The following is a 3,578-nucleotide window of genomic DNA, read 5'->3' as shown; positions in this document are numbered from 1 at the left end:
TCCGTGATCCGCAGGCAGTGCCAGGGGCAGCACCGATGGCTCTGGCATCGTGCCGCCTCCACCGCCACAGCCAGCCAAGGTCAACGCTGTCAACACGCACAGCACATGGGTTGAAAACTTGATGGTGGTGAGATTTCGGAGATACATGGACGCCTCCTCCCCAAACCCGTGAAGAGCGTCGAGCTTTCTTCAACTCTCTTTCGAGCTTGGCCCGCGTGAAGTTGCCGGATCGTAGCCTGACCGCCCGTCCCGTTGGACTGCACCCGCTCAAAGCGGGCCCGCTCAAGGTCAAGGGCAGCGACGAAAGCCTCGAGGACACGAACCGGATTGTCCGCGCCCACCCAGTCGTCTACGGCATCCGGCAGAAGCAGCAACTGCGAACGATCATCGGCTGAAATGTATGCCACATCCCATCATGCCAAACCCGCCCCTTCCCGTTGATGGGACGGGCGAGTTTTCACACGGTCTGAAGTGGTCATGGAAAACCCTCAACTCATCGAAACGTCGATGTCAGCAGGAGAAGCGGGTGATGCTCCGTTGGGTTAGCCTGAATCCCAACAACCTCCAGATCAACCGCCGCACTTCAAGCGCTGCCCGTCAAAATGACTTTCGCAATCCTGTACCTGTGCATTGAAAATCCTTCGACAGCTTTCGAAGGTTGGCGCGAAACGCTCGATTTGCGGCAACAGCTCCTCGTCAAGAACGCGACGACATTGCGTACGTCTGTTGTTGATCATCGTGCGGCACATGTTCTGGTCTGCTCTCGTAGCGATTGAGAAGTGTTCTCCGATCGGGCTGCCAACAGTCTCCTGCAAGGTTAACAAAAAATCGCCAGGAGCCGGTGTACATTCGAATGTAAACCCATCTATGTAAACATCCTGAGGCGGATTCGCCTGTATGTAATCTTCGACGGTTTGACAGCAACTACACTTCACCGCGTCAGCCCCCACTGCGCCAGGGCAATAAGCTGTTCTGCAAATCTCAAGTGTCGTTGTGCCAATTTGCGCCAAGTTGTCATAGAGTCGCTGGAGACTGTTTCCTAGTGTGGCGAGACAAGATTGGACATCGGACGGCGGTTCTCCAATCCTGAATGGGGGTTCAACCACGGCGCTCGCTTCCTCGACAACTATCCGGAGAGCGAAATCCGCTGACATGCCGTTCTCGTTGGTCGCGGTAAGCGTAATGACATGTTCGCCCAACTTCGCTCCCAAAGGCACTCTGATAGTCCAGTCGGGGCCGTTCCGTGCGACGCCAAGGCCTGACGGAAGTGAAGCGGGTACGAAGGTGAGCCGGCCGCCTTCCGAATCCTCGATGTGGTCCGTTAGTCTGATCATGACCTCGCCGCCCTGTTCCACGGAAACCGACAAAGGCGGGCCGCCTTCGATTAACCGGGGACCGGCCACATCTCCAACGATCACCCGGAACGTAAACTCCCGTGAGCCTTCGGCGTCAGGGAACCATGCCGACACCTTGAGGGAAAACTCGCCCTCCAATTCGGACGGCGGCTCCACCACCAGAGAGGTATTGGATTCTATCCTCGCCGAGAGGTCCGAGATGCTTGGCTGTGTTCCGGGGTCGTTCACGTCAAGCTGAAAGCGAATCGGCAGATGGTTCCCGATATTCTCCGGAGGTCCGATGATCTCTGTGAGGCCTATCGATGTTCTCTTGCCAGGCTCCGCCCGGACGGTCAGGCTTTGTCCCGGCAGCACTATGGGCAGCGCCACCACGTTTACCTTCGCAGTGACGACCACGGACGTTTCGGGATTGGCCACAACCCGACCGTCTGGTAACTCGTACGTATCCGCTGCTTCTACAGTGAATTCGTAGATGCCCAAATCCGTGCCCTGCGGGGCCGAGATCGTAAGGCGGCCGGAGCCGGGAGAAGAGCCCACATCAACCGAGAGGTCACCCGGGATGTCACGGATGGTGAAGAGCAACTCCTCTGTCGATCCCTCGAAGTAGTCCGCGAGATTGACTGCTTTGCTCACACCACCTGGCTCCACAATTGCCAAGCAGCGGCAATCCCCGGCGAACTGAGCATCTGGTTTGATTCTCACCCTCGTCGTCGGTCCAGCGGCGCTGTGGTGCAACGCAATATCCCAAGCGGACGGTAGTCGCACTAGTGCCTTTAGCGCTGCTAAAAAGAGGTCCTTGGAGAGCACCACCTTGATGAAAATAAACGTTTCCCTCAACACTGTATACTCTATCTCTGCCTCGCTTGCGGTCTCCGCAACGGCAAGAACATTCCCGTTGCTGTCCAGCAACGAGACCTCGACGCCCGCAAGCTCCGCATCGAGCGTGACGGTGATCGTACCCGGCTCGGCCACCCACAGACGGAGATAGTCCACGTCATCTGGAGAATCGATATACCCCTTGATGGTCTCCTCGAAAGCGACCTCGGTGGCGCCTGCGAGCGCATCGGAATGGTCGGGCGGAAGTGCGGTCCCGTCATTGACGGTTACCGTGAAGCTCTGCGTCACCGACAGGCCGCCGGGGTCCCGCGCCGTCAATGTGATCCTCGCAGTCCCCAAGGCCAGTGCACGTATGACCAAGGTTAGCTCAGGAGCCTTGAAGTCAACACGGGCAACGCTCCCGTCGTATGACGTCGCACGGTACTCCAGCCGGTCGTTGTCGGGATCCGAGAAATAGTTGTGGATGGGTGCCGATTCCCATTGAACCGTTCTGCCGGCCTCGAGGGTCAGGGTGATGTCCTCCAAGCGTCGCTCGATCACGGGCGCGCGGTCTGCACCCGGCGGCGTGATCACCACCTCATCGCGGGGATTGCTCGAGGATTCGCCGCTACCTCCGCCACAGGACGACAGCGACAGAGATGCCACCCCGGCCAACAGAACCAGGAAGGTCAGCCATGCAAGACTCCTCCGACCCATCACGCTCCTCGGTTCAAGGGTAGTGTCTCTCGTCCCCGAGACCCTCAGCCAACCAGCGATACCGTGGCGCCCAAGCTACGGTTCGCCTGGATATCGTCGTTCCGCAGCAACCGGATCGAAACCCTGCCGCTCGTGGCTCCCTTGGCGATAGTCATCTCAATCGGCTCGTCCACGTAGTCCTCGCCGGGCACGGCAGGACTCTCCCCACTACCGGGCACAAGCCGCACCTCGACCCGAATGTCTTCCGGAGCCGCGACCGGCAGCGACACCTCCAGTTGAACCGCCTCGCCGCTCCCAACAGTGTTCTGCAGAAACCTCACTTCTGCATTGTCCACCAACGAGGCCACGCTTTGCCGTTTGGCAACCTTGATTGCGCCGATATACTCGGTCGGCCGCCACAAGTCGCTTGCCGTAGGCGGAGCACCGCCGGCCGCCACGCCCAGCCCTTCCCACGGCGGACGCTCTGAGGTTCCGCCGAACGGCACGCGAAGCGCCACTCGAAAGTTCGTCGCCCCCTCGCCCCCACCGATGCCGTCGTAGCCGGCACCCAGCCTAACCCAAGTTTAACATAGGTAAATGAAAGTCATTATAATTCGGGGGGTTAGCGGGTCGATTTTTTTCTTCTGGCACTACATTCTGGTGTCTTAACGATAATACTGAGAGTTCAGACGGTCAACTTTTTGATGCCGC

The 3,578-nt window shown here is 58.7% G+C and carries 3 protein-coding genes; 1 reads left to right on the top strand and 2 read right to left on the bottom strand.

Annotation, left to right across the window (positions count from 1 at the left end; all coding sequences use genetic code 11):
- Positions 1 to 215: 215 nt before the first annotated feature.
- The gene (locus OXF11_00215; GenBank protein ID MCY4485530.1) at positions 216 to 395 is read left to right on the top strand and encodes a hypothetical protein; all 180 of its coding nucleotides are present in this window, start codon (positions 216 to 218) and stop codon (positions 393 to 395) included.
- Between the two features lie 174 nt (positions 396 to 569).
- Here the strand turns inward: OXF11_00215 and OXF11_00210 are convergent, their stop codons facing one another.
- Together OXF11_00210 and OXF11_00205 are read right to left on the bottom strand one after the other, a co-directional pair.
- Positions 570 to 2,717 (bottom strand): hypothetical protein, encoded by a 2,148-nt coding sequence (locus OXF11_00210; GenBank protein ID MCY4485529.1) that lies wholly within the window; start codon positions 2,715 to 2,717, stop codon positions 570 to 572.
- Between the two features lie 215 nt (positions 2,718 to 2,932).
- Positions 2,933 to 3,289, bottom strand: coding sequence for a hypothetical protein (locus OXF11_00205; protein MCY4485528.1), 357 nt, complete (start codon positions 3,287 to 3,289; stop codon positions 2,933 to 2,935).
- Between the last annotated feature and the right edge of the window lie 289 nt (positions 3,290 to 3,578).

The sequence above is a fragment of the Deltaproteobacteria bacterium genome (assembly GCA_026712905.1).
Classification (GTDB): domain Bacteria; phylum Desulfobacterota; class Binatia; order UBA9968; family JAJDTQ01; genus JAJDTQ01.
The sequence above is the reverse complement of the archived record's forward strand: the minus strand, read 5'-3'. Positions and strand labels throughout refer to the sequence as shown.